At 68.1% G+C, this 16745-nt stretch carries 19 protein-coding genes and 1 pseudogene; 12 read left to right on the top strand and 8 right to left on the bottom strand.

The annotated features are described in order from the left end of the window. Positions 1-18: 18 nt before the first annotated feature. Genes GXK59_RS16990 through GXK59_RS16965 form a run of 6 tightly spaced genes read left to right on the top strand, consistent with a single transcriptional unit; the run spans position 19 to position 6714 of the window. A complete protein-coding gene (locus GXK59_RS16990) occupies positions 19-1887 on the top strand; it encodes a PEP-utilizing enzyme (protein ID WP_160668556.1) in 1869 nt (622 codons plus the stop codon). Continuing rightward, a complete protein-coding gene (locus tag GXK59_RS16985) occupies positions 1880-2653 on the top strand; it encodes an SDR family NAD(P)-dependent oxidoreductase (protein ID WP_160668554.1) in 774 nt (257 codons plus the stop codon). The genes GXK59_RS16990 and GXK59_RS16985 overlap by 8 nt, the downstream gene beginning before the upstream one ends. 47 nt (positions 2654-2700) lie before the next feature. Further along, positions 2701-3021, top strand: a complete 321-nt coding sequence (locus GXK59_RS16980; protein ID WP_160668552.1) for a 2Fe-2S iron-sulfur cluster-binding protein — start codon at positions 2701-2703, stop codon at positions 3019-3021. Between the two features lie 2 nt (positions 3022-3023). Next, entirely contained in the window at positions 3024-4367 is a 1344-nt protein-coding gene (locus GXK59_RS16975; protein ID WP_237393931.1) for an NAD(P)/FAD-dependent oxidoreductase, read from the top strand. A gap of 41 nt (positions 4368-4408) precedes the next feature. Further along, positions 4409-5197, top strand: a complete 789-nt coding sequence (locus GXK59_RS16970; protein WP_160668551.1) for an HD domain-containing protein — start codon at positions 4409-4411, stop codon at positions 5195-5197. Continuing rightward, positions 5194-6714, top strand: coding sequence for an aldehyde dehydrogenase family protein (locus GXK59_RS16965; protein WP_160668549.1), 1521 nt, complete (start codon positions 5194-5196; stop codon positions 6712-6714). The genes GXK59_RS16970 and GXK59_RS16965 overlap by 4 nt, the downstream gene beginning before the upstream one ends. 9 nt (positions 6715-6723) lie before the next feature. Here GXK59_RS16965 and GXK59_RS16960 read toward each other — a convergent pair whose 3' ends face one another. Beyond that, a complete protein-coding gene (locus tag GXK59_RS16960; protein WP_337248074.1) occupies positions 6724-6978 on the bottom strand; it encodes a hypothetical protein in 255 nt (84 codons plus the stop codon). A gap of 227 nt (positions 6979-7205) precedes the next feature. On the opposite strand from GXK59_RS16960, the gene GXK59_RS16955 reads away from it, so the two are divergent. Next, positions 7206-7928, top strand: a complete 723-nt coding sequence (locus GXK59_RS16955) for a TetR/AcrR family transcriptional regulator C-terminal domain-containing protein (RefSeq protein ID WP_160668547.1) — start codon at positions 7206-7208, stop codon at positions 7926-7928. Between the two features lie 78 nt (positions 7929-8006). Then, positions 8007-8315 (top strand): antibiotic biosynthesis monooxygenase family protein, encoded by a 309-nt coding sequence (locus GXK59_RS16950; RefSeq protein WP_024367734.1) that lies wholly within the window; start codon positions 8007-8009, stop codon positions 8313-8315. Between the two features lie 41 nt (positions 8316-8356). On the opposite strand, the gene GXK59_RS16945 is transcribed toward GXK59_RS16950, so the two are convergent. Then, positions 8357-9088 (bottom strand): ferritin-like domain-containing protein, encoded by a 732-nt coding sequence (locus GXK59_RS16945; RefSeq protein WP_160668545.1) that lies wholly within the window; start codon positions 9086-9088, stop codon positions 8357-8359. 149 nt (positions 9089-9237) lie between these two features. Between GXK59_RS16945 and GXK59_RS16940 the strand changes: the two genes are divergently transcribed. Next, positions 9238-9927: a response regulator transcription factor gene (locus GXK59_RS16940; protein WP_160668543.1), complete on the top strand. Its 690-nt coding sequence runs from the start codon at positions 9238-9240 to the stop codon at positions 9925-9927. Continuing rightward, positions 9924-11279: a sensor histidine kinase gene (locus GXK59_RS16935; RefSeq protein ID WP_160668541.1), complete on the top strand. Its 1356-nt coding sequence runs from the start codon at positions 9924-9926 to the stop codon at positions 11277-11279. The genes GXK59_RS16940 and GXK59_RS16935 overlap by 4 nt, the downstream gene beginning before the upstream one ends. 97 nt (positions 11280-11376) lie before the next feature. On the opposite strand, the gene GXK59_RS16930 is transcribed toward GXK59_RS16935, so the two are convergent. The 4 genes from GXK59_RS16930 to GXK59_RS16915 form a co-directional block, all read right to left on the bottom strand. Then, a complete protein-coding gene (locus GXK59_RS16930) occupies positions 11377-12657 on the bottom strand; it encodes a Dyp-type peroxidase (protein WP_160668539.1) in 1281 nt (426 codons plus the stop codon). Further along, positions 12654-13259 carry a copper chaperone PCu(A)C gene (locus GXK59_RS16925; protein WP_160668537.1) on the bottom strand — a complete coding sequence of 202 codons (606 nt, stop codon included), beginning with the start codon at positions 13257-13259 and terminating at the stop codon, positions 12654-12656. Before GXK59_RS16925 ends, GXK59_RS16930 begins: the two co-directional genes overlap by 4 nt. A gap of 53 nt (positions 13260-13312) precedes the next feature. Next, complete coding sequence (locus GXK59_RS16920; protein WP_160668535.1) at positions 13313-13873, bottom strand: copper resistance CopC family protein; 561 nt, start codon at positions 13871-13873, stop codon at positions 13313-13315. A gap of 106 nt (positions 13874-13979) precedes the next feature. Then, positions 13980-14591, bottom strand: a complete 612-nt coding sequence (locus GXK59_RS16915; protein WP_160668533.1) for a hypothetical protein — start codon at positions 14589-14591, stop codon at positions 13980-13982. Positions 14592-14697: 106 nt separating this feature from the next. Here GXK59_RS16915 and GXK59_RS20770 point away from each other — a divergent pair. Further along, positions 14698-14970 (top strand): annotated as a pseudogene (locus GXK59_RS20770) (GntR family transcriptional regulator); the annotation flags it as partial. 90 nt (positions 14971-15060) lie between these two features. After that, positions 15061-15516 carry a GntR family transcriptional regulator gene (locus GXK59_RS20765; protein ID WP_237394021.1) on the top strand — a complete coding sequence of 152 codons (456 nt, stop codon included), beginning with the start codon at positions 15061-15063 and terminating at the stop codon, positions 15514-15516. Here GXK59_RS20765 and GXK59_RS16905 read toward each other — a convergent pair. Both GXK59_RS16905 and GXK59_RS20760 read right to left on the bottom strand, forming a co-directional pair. Next, the gene (locus GXK59_RS16905) at positions 15513-16022 is read right to left on the bottom strand and encodes a hypothetical protein (RefSeq protein ID WP_160668529.1); all 510 of its coding nucleotides are present in this window, start codon (positions 16020-16022) and stop codon (positions 15513-15515) included. The genes GXK59_RS20765 and GXK59_RS16905 overlap by 4 nt on opposite strands. Next, entirely contained in the window at positions 16009-16617 is a 609-nt protein-coding gene (locus GXK59_RS20760) for a cytochrome c biogenesis CcdA family protein (protein ID WP_237393930.1), read from the bottom strand. Before GXK59_RS20760 ends, GXK59_RS16905 begins: the two co-directional genes overlap by 14 nt. Positions 16618-16745 lie beyond the last annotated feature (128 nt).

Here is a 16745-nt window from a genome sequence, read left to right as displayed (position 1 = left end):
CGAATTGAAAGGACCGCCATGTCCCTGAAGTCCTTCCCCAAACCCTCCGAGCTTGCGGTCCCCGCAGGCGCCGAGGGCTGGGAAAAGATCTACCCGTACTACCTGGTGTTCCAGGACAAGCTCAAGGAGCAGGAGGACGCCAAGTTCTGGTTCTGCGACAGCCAGCACTGGCCCACCGTGTTCAAGCCCTTCGAGACCATCGGCGGAGAATTCGCGGTCAAGTGCCTGGGCCAGTACAACGCCCGGCACCTGATGATCCCCAACGCCAACGGCATCGAATTCCGCGTCCACCTGGGCTACCTCTACATGTCGCCCATCCCGGTGCCCGAGGACCAGATCGCCGCGCGGGTGCCCCTGTTCGAACAGCGCGTGGGCCACTACTTCCAGAACTGGGACCAGCTCCTCAAGCAGTGGCACGTCAAGGTCAAGGGCACCATCGAGGAGATGGAAACCATCTCCTTCCCCAAGCTCCCGGACGTGGTCCCGATGGAGGACATCCTCTCCGGCAAGGGCAAGGACGGCTCCGAGAAGCTGCTCGAGAGCTACGACCGGCTCATCCAGCTGGCCTACCAGAACTGGCAGTACCACTTCGAGTTCCTCAACCTCGGCTACATCGCCTACCTGGACTTCTTCAACTTCTGCAAGCAGGTCTTCCCCAACATCCCCGACCAGTCCATCGCCACAATGGTGCAGGGCGTGGACATGGAACTCTTCCGCCCGGATGACGAGTTGAAGGGGCTGGCCAAACTGGCCGTCGAACTCGGGCTGCAGTCGCTCTTCGGCAACACCGACGACGTCGAGTCCACCCTGGCGGCCATCGCCGCGGCGCCCGGCGGGGACCGCTGGACGGCCCAGTACGAGGCCGCCAAGGACCCGTGGTTCAACTTCACCGTGGGCAACGGCTTCTACGGCCACGACAAGTACTGGAACGAACACCAGGAAATCCCGCTCGGCTACATCGCTGACTACATCCGCCGCGTGGACGAGGGACAGGAAATCATGCGGCCGGTCGAGGCCCTGATCATCGAACGCGACCGCATCATCGAGGAATACCGGGACCTGCTGGAAGGCGAAAACCAGGCGCTCTTCGACGCCAAGCGAGGGCTCGCCGCCACCGCCTACCCGTATGTGGAGAACCACAACTTCTACATCGAGCACTGGACCATGGGCGTCTTCTGGCGCAAGATCCGCGAGCTCAGCCGCATGATGCAGGCGGAGGGCTTCTGGACCGAACCGGACGACCTGCTGTACCTGGGCCGCAACGAGGTCCGCGACGCGCTCTTCGACCTCGTCACCGGCTGGGGCGTCGGCGCCAAGCCGATCGGCCCGGACTACTGGCCGGAGGAGATCGAGCGCCGCCGCGGGATCGTGGATGCGCTCAAGACCGCCCGGCCGGCCCCGGCGCTGAACACGCCGCCGGAAATCATCACCGAACCCTTCACCCGGATGCTCTGGGGCATCACCACCGAGCAGGTCCAGCAGTGGCTCGGCGCCGGCGAAGCGGTGGAAGGCGGCGGCCTGCGCGGCATGGCAGCCTCACCCGGCGTCGTCGAGGGCGTGGCACGCGTCATCACCGACGCGGACCAGCTTTCCGAAGTGCAGCAGGGCGAGATCCTGGTCGCCACCGTCACAGCACCGTCCTGGGGCCCGATCTTCGGCAAGATCAAGGCCACGGTCACGGACATCGGCGGCATGATGAGCCACGCGGCGATCGTCTGCCGCGAATACGGCCTCCCGGCTGTGACGGGCACCGGCTCGGCGTCCACCACGATCAAGACCGGGCAGCGGCTGCGCGTGGACGGCACCAAGGGCACGGTCCAGATCCTCGACGCAGAAGACGAACTGGCCGTCGCCGGACCGGGCGCGCACAGCCACAGCCATGTCTGATCCGCAGTTGGACGGTGCGGGCCAGCCTGCCCGCACCGTCCTGATCACCGGTGCCGCCGGCGGGCTGGGCCGGGCGTTCGCGCTCGGCTTTGCCCGCCGCGGCTACCGCGTGGCGGTGGCGGACGTGAACCTCGCGGGTGCGGAGGAAACGGCCAAGCTGGTCCTGGATACCGGGGCCGACGCGGCGGCCTTCCATGCCGACGTCACGAGTGTCGACTCCACCGAGGCCCTCGCAAAAAGCTGCGCGGATTTCGGCGGCGGAAGCATCGACGTCGTGCTTAACAACGCGGCGGTGTACGCGGGGGTGACCCGCAGCCCGTTCGAGGACATCGACCCGGCCGAATGGGACCTGGTGATGAACGTAAACCTCAAAGGCCCGTGGCTCGTCACCCGGGCGGCGAGCCCGTTCCTGCCCGAGGGCGGCCGCGTCATCAACCTCTCCAGCGCCACGATCTTCAGCGGCTCGGAGCAGTGGCTGCACTACGTCGCCTCCAAGGGCGGGGTGGTGGCCCTGACCCGGGTGATGGCCAAGGAACTGGGCCGGCGGGGGATCACGGTCAACGCGATCGCCCCCGGGTTCACCCTCACCGAGGCCAGCTACGGGCTGATGGAAAACGCCGAGAACTATGGCGTGGACCGCGGCGCCATCAAGCGGGCCAGCCAGCCGGAGGACATTGTGGGTGCGGCGCTCTTCCTGGCCGGGCCGGACAGTTCCTATTACACGGGGCAGACCATGGTGGTCGACGGCGGCCGCCAGTTCATCTGACTCTGCCCGATCTGCCAACTTTCCGTTTTCAACCCCAAGGAGGACCAATGCCAACGGTTCATTTCACCGACGCCGAAGGCGCCGTCCGCGACGTGCAGGGCAATCCCGGCGACTCCGTCATGGAAACCGCGGTGCGCAACGGCGTCCCCGGCATCGTCGCCGAATGCGGCGGGTCGCTCTCCTGCGCCACCTGCCACGTCTTTGTCCGCGAGGACTGCCTTTCGAAGCTCCCGCCCATGGAGGACATGGAGGACGAGATGCTCTACGGCACCGCCGTGGACCGCGAGGACAACTCGCGCCTGTCCTGCCAGCTCCGCCTCATCGACGAGATCGAACTGTTCGTCACCACCCCGGAAACCCAGGTGTAGTGATGGGCACCCACGTTGCCGCGGCGGAGCAGACGTCCGCCGGAACGGCCGGCGCAGCCGGTACCGAAACTGACAGCCCTACCCGCACCGGCCTGCTGATCATCGGCGCCAGCCAGTCAGGCGTCCAGCTCGCGGTGTCCCTCCGGGCGCTCGGCTTCGATGAGCACATCACCCTGCTCGGCGACGAGGACCACCGGCCCTACCAGCGCCCGGCCCTGTCCAAGGAGTTCCTGCAGGGCACGGTGGAGAGTGAATCCTTGATTTTCCGTTCCAACGAGTACTGGGCCGACCACAACGTGGGGCTGGTCAAGGGCGAATATATCGTCAGGATCGACAAGGACCCGGACGGCTCCGGCGTCGCGCATTCGTCTTCGGGCAGGCAGTTTCCCTTCAAGCGGCTAGCCCTCACCGTGGGCGCCCGCGCCCGGAAACTGGAGGTCGACGGCGGGGACCTCGACGGCGTGCTCTACCTGCGTAACGCTGACGACGCCCTGGCCCTCAAGGCCCGGGTGGGGGACGCGCAGGACGTTGTGGTGATCGGCGGCGGATTCATCGGCCTTGAAGCCGCGTCCAGCCTGCAAAAAATGGGCAAAAACGTCACCGTGCTGGAATTCGGTCCGCGGCTGGTGGGCCGCGCCGTCGGCGAGGAGACAGCCGAGTACTTCCTGCAGGCCCACCGCGCCCGCGGCCTGGACATCCGGCTCAACACGAGCGCCAAACGCTTCACCGCGAAGACCGCTGCAGGTGAAAAACAGACGGCGGTCGCCGGCGTCGAGCTCCAGGACGGCACGGTGCTGCCCGCGCAGATCGTGCTGGTCGGCATCGGGGTCATCCCGAACACCCAATTGGCCGAACAACTTGGCCTCACGGTGGACAACGGGATCGTCGTGGACCGCTTCGCGCTGGCCTCGGACGGCACCACGGTGGCGATCGGCGACTGCGCCAACATGCCCAATCCCGTGCCCGGCTCCGAACCGGGCGAGCGGATCCGGCTGGAGAGCGTCAACAACGCGATCGAACACGCCAAGGTGGCCGCCTACTCGCTCACCGGCCGGCGCGAGGAATACGCCGGCATCCCGTGGTTCTGGTCCAACCAGGCCGACCTCAAACTCCAGATCGCCGGACTCTGCAACGGCTACGACCAGACCGTGCTGCGGCGGGACGAGGACCGCGGAAAATTCAGCGTCATCTACTACCGCAAGGGCCAGGTCATCGCCGCGGACTGCGTCAACGCCCCGCTGGACTTCATGGCGGTCAAGAACGCGCTTGCCAAAGGCCAGAACATCCCCGCCGGCGCCGCCGCGGACCCGGCCACACCCCTCAAGACGATTACCACGGACAGCTAACTGCACTCAGACAGTAAGTCGGTCCCACCCGAAGGAGCACCATGACCACACCCAAGACCCCGGTCGCCGACGCCGGCACCGCGAACCCCGCTGGCGACAACCCGGCGGCCGCCAATCCCGCGGCTGTTGATTCCGCGGTTGTTGATTCCGCGGTTGCGGAGTTCGCCGCTGCGTACCCGGCCCGCCCGGTCCCGGCGGCGGGACCGGTGGACACAGCCCCGATCGCCACCACCCCGGCTGCGCTCGAGGACCTCGACGGGCTTTGGCGGGCCGTGGTGCACGAGACCCGCACCCGCGGCAACGACATCCACCTGCCGATCTCGCTCGCCTTCGCCGAGCGGCTGTGCCGGGCCTACCCCGACGCCGACGCCGAACTGGTCCGGGTGGCCACCCTGCTGCACGACACCGGCTGGGCCCATGTGGACGAAACCCGCATCATCTCCGAGGGCTTCGCGGGGGACTGGCGCAAGGCCGCCATCCGCTACGAACACGAGAAGCAGGGCTGCGACGTCGCCCGCCGGGTGCTGCCGCCGCTGGGCTACTCACCGGAGTTCATCGAACGCGTCTGCGACATCATCGACGGCCACGACACCCGCCCGGTGGCCCAGTCGCTGGAGGACGCGTTGATGCGCGACGCCGACCGGCTGTGGCGCTTCGACCAGGCCGGGATTGCCCTGGCCTCCACCTGGTTCAAGATGGACCCGGCCACCTACACGGACCGGCTGGCCTCGGAAATCGTGCCCGAGCTCATCACGCAGGCCGCCCACGACATGGCCACGGCCGACCTGAACCGCTCCACCGCCCTGCTCAAGACGGCGGTCATCCGATGACGGCGGCCACGCACGACGCCCCCGCCGTGGCCGCCCGCGCCGCGCTCAAGCTGCCGTACACGCACGTCGACGACATCTTCATCGACGCCGCCTGGACGCCGGCGCGCGGCACCGGCCGCAACCCGGTCACAGACCCCGCCACCGGCGAAGTCTGGGGCTCCGTGCCGGACGGAACCCCCGAAGACGTCGACGCCGCCGTCTGCTCCGCCCGCCGGGCGTTCGACGCCGGCGAGTGGCCGCGCCTCGCACCGTCGGTCCGCGCGGCGTACCTGCTGCGCATCGCTGACGAAGTGGAGAAGCGTGCCGGGGAGCTGTCGCTGACGAACACCCGCGAGAACGGCTCTCCGGTGTCCGAATCCGCCGGGGCCGCCGCCAATGCCGCGGGCATCTTCCGCTACTTCGCCACCTTGGCCGACTACCTTGAGCGTGAGGACGTGCGGGCCTTCCCCAACGGTGGCGGGGAATCCGTGGTCCGGCGCGAACCGATCGGCGTGTGTGCCCTGATCGCGCCCTGGAACTTCCCGATCAACCTCGTGGTCATCAAGCTCGCCCCGGCGCTCCTGGCCGGCTGCACAGTGGTGATCAAGCCGGCGTCGCCCACCCCGCTGTCGCTCCGGGTGATCATCGACGCGGTGGCCGCGGCCGGGGTCCCGGCCGGCGTCGTCAACCTGGTCACCGGGTCCGGCCGGCTGGGAGATGCGCTGGTGAAGCACCCGGGCGTGGACAAGGTGGCCTTCACGGGCTCGACGCCCGTGGGCCGGAAAATTGCCGCGGCCTGCGGCGAGCTGCTGCGCCCCGTCACCCTGGAGCTTGGCGGAAAATCCAGCGCAATCGTGTTGCCTGACGCGGACCTGGACGCGATGTCCAAGGTGCTGATCCGCTCCTCCATGCGCAACACCGGCCAGACCTGCTACATCTCGACCCGGATCCTGGCCCCCGCCAGCCGGTACGAGGAAGTGGTGGATATGGTCACCACCACCATCGCGGGCGGCAAGCAGGGCGACCCGCTGGACCCCGACACGGTCTTCGGGCCCTGCGCCACGGAATCCCAGTACCGGACAGTGCTGGAATACGTGGAGTCGGGGCTGGCCGAAGGCGCCCGCGCCACCACCGGCGGACGGGCAGCGTCACTGGGCGGCGGGCTGGAAAGCGGGTACTTCGTTGAGCCCACCGTGTTCGCGGATGTCACTGCGGACATGCGGATTTCCCGTGAGGAGATTTTCGGCCCGGTCATCTGCATCCTGAAGTACAACGACGCCGACGGCAGTGCCGAGGAGGCCGTTGCCCTGGCCAACAACACCGAGTTCGGCCTGGGCGGGCTGGTGTTCGGGCGGGACCCGGAGGCCGCGCTGGCCGTGGCCGACCGGATGGATACGGGGTCGGTGGGCATCAACTTCTTCGCCTCCAACCACGCGGCACCCTTTGGCGGCCGGCACGATTCCGGGCTGGGCACCGAATACGGCGTCGAGGGCCTCAACGCCTACCTGAGCTACAAGTCGATCCACCGGAAGGTGTAGGCGCCGCCGTCAGACCAGGCCCAGGTGGCTGGTCAGGATGTAGTCGGCCGCCGCGTGGCCCTGCATCCGGAGACCGTTGCGGCCCGGGACGATCTGTTTTTTCTTCATGGCCTGCCAGAAGGACCTTTCGGTCCGCGGCGCTGCCTGTGTGACGTGGCACCAGCTCATGTAGAGGCCGTAAAGAGGGTCGCCGTCGAGGGTGTCGTCGGGACCGGCCCCGCGGGTGGTTGCTTCTTGAAGGAATTGATCAAATTGCGAAGTCACCAGGTTTGGTTCTTTTCCGCCAGGTGCGATGGGTGCCGCCGTGTGGCTACAGCAGCTGGAACTTCAACGTCTCGCACGGGACGCCGAAGCGGTTGGACCGGCGTCGAATATCGGCCGGTCCGGGGTTGTCTACACTGTAGACGTTAGGCGTAGACTACCTAATAAGCAAGCTTGCCTGTCTTCCACAGAAGGGGTGGGACTGTCCGCCCCGACCACGATGGAGGCCCATGACCGCCCCGAAAGAACCGCTCAACAGCCCGGCCCGCGGCGAGAAAGCAAGGCTGAGCCGGGAACTGGTGTTGTCGACCGCGCTGGAGCTCGTGGACCGCGAGGGACTCGACGCCCTGACCATGCGCCGGCTGGGGCAGCAGCTGGGGCGGGACCCGATGAGCCTGTACCGCTACGCGGCCAACCGCGCCGCACTGCTGGATGGCGTGTCCGAGCTTGTCCTCAATGAACTCGCGATTTTCCCGGAGGATCCTGACTGGCAGGCCCAGCTCCGCCGGATCGCGCACGACCTGCGCCTGCTGGCCCTCCGGCACCCGAATGTTGTCCCTCTTCTGGTCACAAGGCCGCTGTCTACGCCGCTGGGCCTTCGCCCGCTGGGCACGCTCCGCCCGCTCGAGCAGATCCTCGCCCTGCTGATCGACGCCGGGTTCGCCGCCGAGGACGCGCTGCACGTCTACCGGGCCTACTACGGGTTTCTGTACGGCCATATTCTCAACGAACTTCAGGAATTCGTCGTGGACCCGGACGAGAACGAGGCCCTTCTCCGGCTGGGCCTGCACCGGCTCCCCGTGAAGGATTTCCCCCGCCTCCGTGCCCTGGCCCCCGTGCTCGCGGACTACGACGGCGCCGCCGAGCTGGACCAGGGGATCGACATCCTCCTCTCCGGCCTGGCGGCCCGCCTCTCCGGCCCGGGGAAGCCCGCGGGGGAGGCCCTCGGGTAAATCGGCCCTACCGCCTCCCGTGGCACGGGAACATAATCGGGGCTATCAACCCCGTGCAGAAATTTGGAGGCGATCGACGTGTCGGTTTATACGCTGGGAATCTGGCTGGTGCACCCGGGCCGGGAGAATGATTTTGTGCAGGCCTGGCGGGATCTGGCCCGGAAGACCCAGGAGGACTTTCCCCACGCGAAGGCCGTGCTGATGCATGACCGCGACGTCCGGAACCGGTTTATCAGCACCGGCCCGTGGGAGTCGCTGGAGCAGGCCGAGCAGTGGCGGGCGTCGGAGATGTTCAAGCAGACCATGGAGGGCATGCGCGAGATGCTGGAGCATTTCGAATCGCGCACCCTGGACGAGGCCGCCGGTATTGGCGGGGATACGCCGTAGGGGACACCCGCGGTGGCGGGCATCCCCTCTGACGGGTCTTCCTAGCCGCCGAACGCGGTGAGGTGGTGCTGTGACGCCTCCAGGAGGCGGGTGAAGACGGCCTTGGCGTCCGGTGCCGTGGTGGCGCCCTCGGCTGCGGCGGTCAGGCCCTCGATGTCGGTCTTCTCGACGGTTCGCCCGGCCGCAAGGGCGCCCTCCTGGCTGGCCTGGCCCTGCGCGAGCAGCTCATCGTAGAGCTTCTGCAGGCTGTCGTCCGAGAACACGCCCGCGACGTGGTCAACGGTCGGATCGGTGACGCCGTAACCTGCCATCAGGTTCCGGACGGCCTCGAGATGCTTGGACTCTGAGTTGGCGACCCGGTTGAACACCGGGGCGTCGTAGAGGCCGGCAAAAGCCGTGTACAGGTCATGGGCCACCAGTTCCTCTTCGGCCATGTACGCAAGTTCTGCCCTCTGCGCATCCGTCATGGTGCCGGTGGTGCTGCTCCCTGAGTCCAGACCCGAGCCCTGTCCCGCGCCCTGGCCGCCGGCCTTGCCGTGGCCCATCAACTTGCCGCCGGCCTTGCCGTGGCCCATCAACTTGCCGCCGGTGTGGCTGCCGGCCTGATCGCCGGCGCCGCCGCTGTGGCCGTTCGGGGACTGCGCCTGCCCGCTTTGCTGGTGCTGGCCGTTCTGGCCGCCCTGTACGACGGCGGCCACGCCGGGCCCTGCCACGAGAGTGGTAATGACGGCGCCGCCGGCGATTGCTGCTGCAATCATGGTCTTCTTTCGCATGGTGTGCTCCTTGTTCGATTGCCGGAAAACCAGCTTGTAGACACAGAATGCCGCCCGCGTGTGCAGTGCTGCCGGCGACCGTGTGCAGATTGTGTGGAGATTCGTTCCTCCTGCCTTCCGGCGCAAAAGCTGGCATTAGTGTTAGCCCTATGCCCACCGTGCTGGTCGTCGAGGACGAAAAAGACATCCGTGAAGTGCTGCGCCGTTACCTGGAACGGGCGGGCTTTTCCGTCCTGACCACTCCCTCGGGCGCCGAAGCACTGCGGCTTCTGCCGTCCGCTGACCTGGTGGTGCTGGATCTCGGGCTGCCCGACGTCGACGGCACCGACGTCCTCCGCGAGATCCACAGGCTCGGAAGCCTTCCGGTGATAGTGCTGACGGCGCGCAGCAGCACTGAGGACCGGATCCGTGGTCTCGAACTGGGAGCCGACGACTATGTGACCAAGCCCTTCAGCCCGCATGAACTTGTCCTGCGGGTGCAGGCCGTGCTGCATCGCTTCGGAGGCGTCCCTGCTGCGGACGCCGCGGCGAGCTATGGTGACGGCAGGCTGCGAATCGACCCCGGCCTGCACAAGGCGTGGCTGGATGGGAACCTGCTGGACCTGACCCCAACAGAATGGGACCTGCTGGACGCTATGGCGGCATCGCCGGGACGGGTTTACTCGCGGTACGAGCTGGTGAACCGTGTCCGGGGTTACGAATATGCCGGTTACGAGCGCACCATCGACTCCCACGTCAAGAACCTCCGGCGGAAGCTCGGACCCCGAGCCGCAGACGTCGTGGAAACGGTGACCGGCGTGGGTTACCGGCTGGGCCTGCACCGCGACGAGCGGAAATGAGGCACGCAGGGAAGGGCCTCGGACAACTCGGGAAGCGTCTGTTGCTGGCGTTTGTGCTGGTGGCTGTTTCGTCGGTTCTTGTGCTGGTCGCAGCTGCACTGATCGGGGTGGACCGTGGTGTTCATGCAGCACAGCAGGCGGACCGCGAACAGCTGGCCGCGGCTGCAGCCGCTGCCGCCGCGGGCGCCTATCAACAGGCTGGCGGGTGGGACGGCGCCGATCTGAGTCGTTCCCTGGCCATCGGTGACGCCGCATCGGCCCGCCTGAATATCGTCGACGCCGACGGTAACGTGCTGGCCGGCTCCGGCAACCCGGCCCGGGGAAACGCCGGCCAGGCAGATTCCAGCGGTCAAGGAGCGGTGACCGCTGATGTCGTCGTCGATGGCACCCGAGTCGGTGCAGTGCGGGTCAGTCTCGGAGGGATCGGAGGGAACGGTGGAACGAGGATCCTCGACGTTGCCTGGACGTGGATCGCCGTCGCTGCGGTGGTGGCACTGACAATGGCTGTCGCCGCCAGCTGGTTCGTCACACGGAGGCTTGTCCGGCCAATCCGCAGCATGACGGAGGCGGCGCGTTCCTTTGGCGCGGGAAACCGGAACGTCCGCACGGCCGGGGCTGCGCCCGGCGAACTCGGCGACCTCGCCCACGCCTTCAATGACATGGCGGACGCGGTTGTCCGGTCCGATACGGAACGGCGCAACCTCACCGCAGATGTGGCCCACGAGCTGCGCACGCCGCTCGCGGCCCTGCAGGCAGGGCTCGAGGAACTGCGCGACGGACTCATTGAACCGACGCCAGCCGGTCTGGCCGGATTGCATGACCAGTCGCTCAGGCTCGGCCGGGTTGTGGCCGACCTCGCCGAGCTCTCCGACGTCGAAACGGCGGCGCTGTCCCTGGACCTGGCACCCGTGGACCTTGCCGCGCTCGCTGCCGATGCCCTCTCCCGCTCAGAGCCGCAGTTGCGGGCGGCCGGCCTGGCGACGGAACTGGAAAGCGCAGGTCCCGTGTGGGTCAGGGCCGACGGCGATCGCCTGCACCAGGCAGTCGGCAACCTGCTGGCCAACACCGCGCGCTACTGTCGAAAGGGCGACAGGGTAACCCTCAAGGCGTTGGCCGACGGCGGCGAGGCCGTGCTCACCGTCGCCGACACCGGCCCGGGTATCCCCGCCGAGGAACTGCCTCACATCTTTGACCGGCTCTGGCGGGGGAGGGCCGCAGAACAGATCGCCGGCTCCGGCATCGGGCTCGCCCTGGTCCGCGAAATCGTGACCAGCCACGGCGGAACCGTCCAGGCGGCGTCCACCCCGGGGGAAGGGACCACGATCGCCCTGCATCTGCCCCGCCTCCGCTGAGCCGAACGGCCGCACCTTCCGGCGCCCTGATGCGGGGTCACATAGCGCCCGTCCCAGCCGGTGGGATGGGCGCGTAGTGACCCCGCGTTGCTTTGGATCAGGCGAACAGGCCGTCGCCGACGAATCCGTCCTCACGGCACCCCGGCGGGATGGCGAACACAGCGGAGCCGACCGGCGTCGTCCACTGATTGAGCATGTCCATTTGATCGAGCCGGCGCTGGATGGGCGTGAACTGCCTGTCGACGTCGGCCTGGTAGGACACGAAGATCAGCCCCGAGTCCGAGACCCCTCCGGCGCCGGGAGCGGCGTCGTAGTTGTAGGCCCGGCGAAAGATCCGCTGGGAACTGTCCTCCGGCCGGGCCCGGCGCAGGTGTGAGACGTCCGAGATGACCGGGAACCCGAGCTTGGACACTGCGGTCAGGTCCGGCTCGTCGTGTTCCTGCGTCCCGGTCAGGGGTGCGCCGTTGGACAGCCGGCGGCCCACGGATTCCTCCCGGCCCACGCGGTCCGCCTCGTCCCACTTGTCCAGGTTCATCGCGATCCGGCGGACAACCACGGACGTGCCGTTGGCCGTCCATGCGGGTATTTCTCCGCCGCCCCAGACTACGCGCTCGTTGTCCGGGCTGCCGGGCGCCGGGTTCGACGTCCCGTCCACCTGGCCGAAGAGGTTCCGCATGGTGGTCCCGGACTTTTCACTGCCGTAGGAACGCCGGAACCCGGTCTGCACCCAGCGGACGGTCGCGAAGCTCCGGCTGTCTTTCAGGAGCATCCGTTGGGCATGCGCCACGGTCAACGGATCATCCGCGCAGATCTGCAGCAACAGATCACCGTCGGAGAATCCGGGCTGCAGCCGGTCGATGCTGAAGGCCGGCAGCGGCTTCAGCCAGCCCGGCGCCCGGGTGGGGTCCACCGCGGCAACCAGGCCGGGTCCGAAACCGAACGTGACCGTCAGCCGGGCCGGCACCTGGGCCAGTTCGCCCTCGGTGTCGGCCAGGGCCGGCTTTCCCGCGCAGAGGTTCGCGGCGTCGTCGCTGAGCAGCCGCAAGAGCGCTTTGACCGCGGCGCGCGTCGTTCCGGGCCGCAAATCCAGGGCGACAAAAACGCCGTGGGCCTGCGCCGCCGTCGTAATGCCCGCCTGGCGGTCGCCGTGAAACGGAACAATGCCGCTGCCGTGGACGCTCTCCGCGGGATCATCCGGGGCGGGGTTCCCCGCCTGCTGGACGCCTGCCCCGGCGAGGTGGGCGCCGGCCGCGGCCAGCGCCCCCAGCCCGGCGGCGGCACCGCCGAAGAGCAGTCCGCGCCGCGGCAGTTTCCGTGGGGCATCGGGCTCCTCACTGCCCGCGGTTGCGCCTGCGGGCCGCTGGTCCCCGGTGCTCATTTTGAGGTCGACGACGGCGCCGAACCGGGTGCGCTGCCGGTGCTGGAGGGCTGGCCGTGGGACATGCCGGTGCCTTCTTCTTCGACATAGTTCTCGTTGGCGCCGCTGAAGTCCTTCGCCACGGCGGTGAATTCGAAGCTGCCGCCGCCGGCCAGCTCAAGCGTGAACGTGACGTCAGCACCGGGGTTGATCGGCGCGGTAAGCCCCATCAGCATGATGTGGTTGGCGCCTGGCTCAAGTTTCAGTTCGCCGCCGGCAGGGATCACAAAGCCGCCCTGCTTGGCCTGCATCTGCATGGCGCCGTTGGGTCCCATGGCTGTTTCGTGCAGCTCGACCATCCGGGCCGACGGGGTCGAGGCGCCGGTGACGGTGATGTCGGCGTCGGAGGTGTTCTTGAGGACGCCGAAACCGCCGGTCATACCGGAAACGGCGGCCTTGACCCACGGCTGGCTGACCGCCAGCGCGGCGGCCGCATTGGCCGGGGTGGTGGCGGTGGCAGACGGGGATGGTGCCGGCGTCGAGGCTGAGGGGGCGCAACCGGCGAGTGCCAGGGCCGCCGCCGCGAGAAGGGAAAGGGTAGGGTAAGCGAGCTTCTTGGACATGGTGATACTCCTGAATCGTCGCAGCCGGCCGCAGCGGGCCGGCCCGGTAAGTGTTATTCGCTGGGGGATTGCGCGTTGCGCTTGATGCGCCGAAGGCCGATAAATGCCAGATAGATGCCGAGACCGGCGGCCGCAGCGGTTCCGGCGGCAGGCATCCAACCCGGTACGCCGTCACCGGTGCCGTTTGCGGCGGCCCCGCTGGGTTCACTGCTGGCACCAGCGCTGGCGGAGGCCGCCGGCGGCGCGGCGGCAGGATTGCCGACATGAATCCGGTAGCCGCCACTGATCGGGTGACCGTCTGCAGAGACCACCCGCCAGCTGACCTGATAGCCGCCGTCGGGGAGTTCCGGGAGCGCCTGGGTCAGCGTTTCCCGGGTGAGGACCGGTGCGCCGGCTACCCAGTTCTTGTCGTTGTCATCGACGACCCGGACCTCATGGCCGAGCGCCAGCAGGGGCGAACTGAAGGACAGGATGATGCTGGCTGGACTCTTGTTCAGGCGCTCATCGGGCGCTGGACTGGACGAAATCAGCTGGTCGTGGGCGAAGGCCGCCGGTGCTGCTGGGAGGCTGGCGCCTACGCAGAGCAGGAGGGCGGCGAGCAGTGTTGCTCCCAAGCCAGGATTCCGCCATGTTTTTAAGCTATTTCTTGTCATGGCTGCTTCCCGCCCCGGCGCTGTCTTGGCAGCGTTGCGGGGCGTATCGGGTGAAGGCGCAGGGCGCCTAGGACACGAGCGGAAGCACGGGCGGTCCGCGGTGGCGCATCACCAGCAGGGGCGCGCCGAGGTTCCGCAGCGGCCTGACGGGCCGGTTGGCGGGCAGGGCGGCTGCGGGCGGACACACCGGCAGGGGCTGGAAAAGCGGGAGGAAAGCCGTCACGTGCAGCCGCATCGCCTGCACCAGCCGGACGGCGGCGACCTCGCCGTGGCGCAGGATGGCCACGGTCAGGACGGCGGCAACGGCGTGTCCCAGCCACATCAGCGGCGAGGCGTGGTCCGCCGTGGGGGAAAAGACCGTTCCGGCGGCAGGTTCCAGCAGGGACGAGTGGGTCAGGTGGCCGCCGGCCGGAGCGCCGGAAACATGCGGAGCCGCTGCCCAGCTGAAGACCCAGTGGAAGAGTCCCTGGCTCAAAGCCACGCCGGCGGAGAGCCGCCACAGGGACAGCCCGCGGCCCGTGAGTGCGGTGCAGGCCAGCCCGGACAGGGCCAGCGTCAGGAGGAGCAGCGGAAGTTCGGGAGCGTTCCCGCCGGCCAGGAAATGCGAACCGGAGGCGATGGAGGTCGCAACGACGGCGCCAATCCAGCCGCGGACAAGGCGCAGACCATGTGCCGTCATTTTTCCTCCTTGCTCACGAGTAATTCTACCGGCTGTCGAAGACGTCGTTGGTGCCTCTTGGGGCTCCGACTCGGATCCCAGGCGTGCGTGATGCAGTAACGTCATAATGCCAGCAGTTTTGTGGAGTAAATCGGTCGGGAGAGACGTGAAGGATCACCAGGGGCCAGCGTCCGCTTCCCGCGCGGGGCGGGCTGTAGAACGGACCAAGGGAAGCCCCCTCTGGAAAACCGTCAGCGCCGAGCTTCTGCAAGAAGTCCTCGCCGGGGCGTATGCGTCAGGTTTCCCCGGTGAACTGGAACTGGCCCAACGCTTTGGAGTAAGCCGGGGCACGATCCGGGCCGCCCTGGCACCCTTGCGCGATGCCGGGCACATCACCGCGCACCCCGGGAAGAAGCCTACGGTGGTCGCCGGAAGAAGCACGGCGTACGGACCGATCCATAGCGTCCTGGCGTCCATCCGGGAGTCGGGGATGAGACACGCGAGTGTGGTCCTGGAACAGCACCTGGTGGTCAACCCGGAGGTGGCGGCAAAGCTTTCCCTGGATCCGGATGCCGAGCTCTTCCACCTCTCGAGGGTCCGCCTCGCCGACGGCGAGCCGATCGGCCTCGACCAGGTCTGGCTCCCCGCAGCGACCGCCGGGAAGCTGCTTGGGGCGGACTTCCGCGACGCGTCCCTGTACGGGGAGCTCGACCGGCGCTGCGGCGTCGTGCTTGACGGCGGCACGGAGCAGCTCGCGGCGGTGCTCGCCACCCCCGCACATGCGGCCCTGCTCGGGTGCCCGGAGGGCTCCGCGCTGTTGCTGATCGAACGGACCGGCTGCCACCGGGCGCGCAACCTCGAATTCCGGCGCAGCTATGTCCTGGGCGACCGGGTGGCAATCTCGACCGCCTTTGGCTGCAAGGCCATTCCGCCCCGCCGAGACTAAGGGGCCGCCGGCACGCGAGGCACCGGGCAGCGGTCCTCAGAGGTGGCCCTCCTTGCGAATGCCCACAGCAGCAGGGCGATGGAGAGGGCCGCCAGCAGGGGCTGGATCGGTTCGAAGTACTGCATGGCGCCGGACGTGCCGAGGGCCAGTAGAACGAGCTTGTTGCAGACCGGGCAGCCCACGGCAAAGAAGGAGACGATGGTGCCGGCAGCCCCGAAGCGGCCTTTGCTGTCGGACTCTTCCGTGCCGTCCTCGTCGTCGGCCGCGGGTTCACGGGAAACATAGGTGGCCAGCAGCAACCCGGTGAGGACGGCTGTGACGCCGAGAACCGGGAAGGACCACCAGGTCGGCGGGACCTCGCGGCTGAAAAGCGGCGTATCGATCAGGTCCGTGGGCACCGCAACCACGATGTACGTGAGGGCGGCGACGCCGGCCGCGGCAAGCCAGCGCCGCGCCGGCCACTGCGCCAGGGCAGCAAGCAAGGTTTCAAATTTACTGCGGATCATCGGTCATCCCTGTCTTTGGCTGGCCCGGGCCTGCGGCACTGGCGGTCCGGTTGGCCGTGGTCTCCGGCGCATTGTGTTGGCCGGAAGCTTCGGGGGCGTTTCGGTGGGTCATGGGTGGCTCGTTTCGCCGGCTCTTGAAATACAGTGCCATGCCGATCGCGAGAACGAGGGCGGCGACCCCGGCGACAGCGGCATCGGGGATGCCGGCGGCCGCCTCGGTGGCAACCGATTCTGCCCGGAACTGATCCTGGACGGTCAGCACGCCGCCCAGCCCCGCCGTCCCGTCGCTGATCAGCAGGAGCACGCCGATGCCGACTGAAATGAGGCCGGAAATGATCATCAGCCAGGAGTTCGACCACGCCCCGATGGTGAGCGGCCGCGGACGCAACCAGCGGCGGCCGGAGATGCCCAGCCGGTCCCACAAGAGGGCCAGGACAAAGAGCGGCAACGCCATTCCGAGCGCGAAGACTGCCAGCAGCGCGCCACCGTAGGCGGCGTTGCCGCCGACTGCCGCGACGGTCAGGATGGAGCCCAGAATGGGTCCGGTGCAGACCCCGGCGACGCCGTAGACGGTTCCCAGGGCGAAGACGGACAACCGGGATGACCCGGTGCCCGCCGTTGGCGTGAGCCCGGAGGGGAGCCGGATGGCGGCGATCTGGGCGGCCCCAGGACCATCACCAGGGCCGCCGAAACGCCGACCAGGACTGGCCGGTGCAGCGTGAC

It is taken from the genome of Pseudarthrobacter sp. ATCC 49987 (assembly GCF_009928425.1).
GTDB lineage: Bacteria > Actinomycetota > Actinomycetes > Actinomycetales > Micrococcaceae > Arthrobacter.
This window is presented reverse-complemented; position numbering and strand designations above follow the sequence as displayed.

Coding starts and splice junctions, on each gene's coding strand:
- GXK59_RS16930 (WP_160668539.1), bottom strand. CDS start 12,657: ATGAGCACCGGGGACCAGCGGCCCGCAGGCGCAACCGCGGGCAGTGAG.
- GXK59_RS16905 (WP_160668529.1), bottom strand. CDS start 16,022: ATGATCCGCAGTAAATTTGAAACCTTGCTTGCTGCCCTGGCGCAGTGG.
- GXK59_RS16965 (WP_160668549.1), top strand. CDS start 5,194: ATGACGGCGGCCACGCACGACGCCCCCGCCGTGGCCGCCCGCGCCGCG.
- GXK59_RS16990 (WP_160668556.1), top strand. CDS start 19: ATGTCCCTGAAGTCCTTCCCCAAACCCTCCGAGCTTGCGGTCCCCGCA.
- GXK59_RS16985 (WP_160668554.1), top strand. CDS start 1,880: ATGTCTGATCCGCAGTTGGACGGTGCGGGCCAGCCTGCCCGCACCGTC.
- GXK59_RS16940 (WP_160668543.1), top strand. CDS start 9,238: ATGCCCACCGTGCTGGTCGTCGAGGACGAAAAAGACATCCGTGAAGTG.
- GXK59_RS16925 (WP_160668537.1), bottom strand. CDS start 13,259: ATGTCCAAGAAGCTCGCTTACCCTACCCTTTCCCTTCTCGCGGCGGCG.
- GXK59_RS16980 (WP_160668552.1), top strand. CDS start 2,701: ATGCCAACGGTTCATTTCACCGACGCCGAAGGCGCCGTCCGCGACGTG.
- GXK59_RS16975 (WP_237393931.1), top strand. CDS start 3,024: ATGGGCACCCACGTTGCCGCGGCGGAGCAGACGTCCGCCGGAACGGCC.
- GXK59_RS16945 (WP_160668545.1), bottom strand. CDS start 9,088: ATGCGAAAGAAGACCATGATTGCAGCAGCAATCGCCGGCGGCGCCGTC.
- GXK59_RS16915 (WP_160668533.1), bottom strand. CDS start 14,591: ATGACGGCACATGGTCTGCGCCTTGTCCGCGGCTGGATTGGCGCCGTC.
- GXK59_RS16970 (WP_160668551.1), top strand. CDS start 4,409: ATGACCACACCCAAGACCCCGGTCGCCGACGCCGGCACCGCGAACCCC.
- GXK59_RS16955 (WP_160668547.1), top strand. CDS start 7,206: ATGACCGCCCCGAAAGAACCGCTCAACAGCCCGGCCCGCGGCGAGAAA.
- GXK59_RS20765 (WP_237394021.1), top strand. CDS start 15,061: ATGAGACACGCGAGTGTGGTCCTGGAACAGCACCTGGTGGTCAACCCG.
- GXK59_RS16935 (WP_160668541.1), top strand. CDS start 9,924: ATGAGGCACGCAGGGAAGGGCCTCGGACAACTCGGGAAGCGTCTGTTG.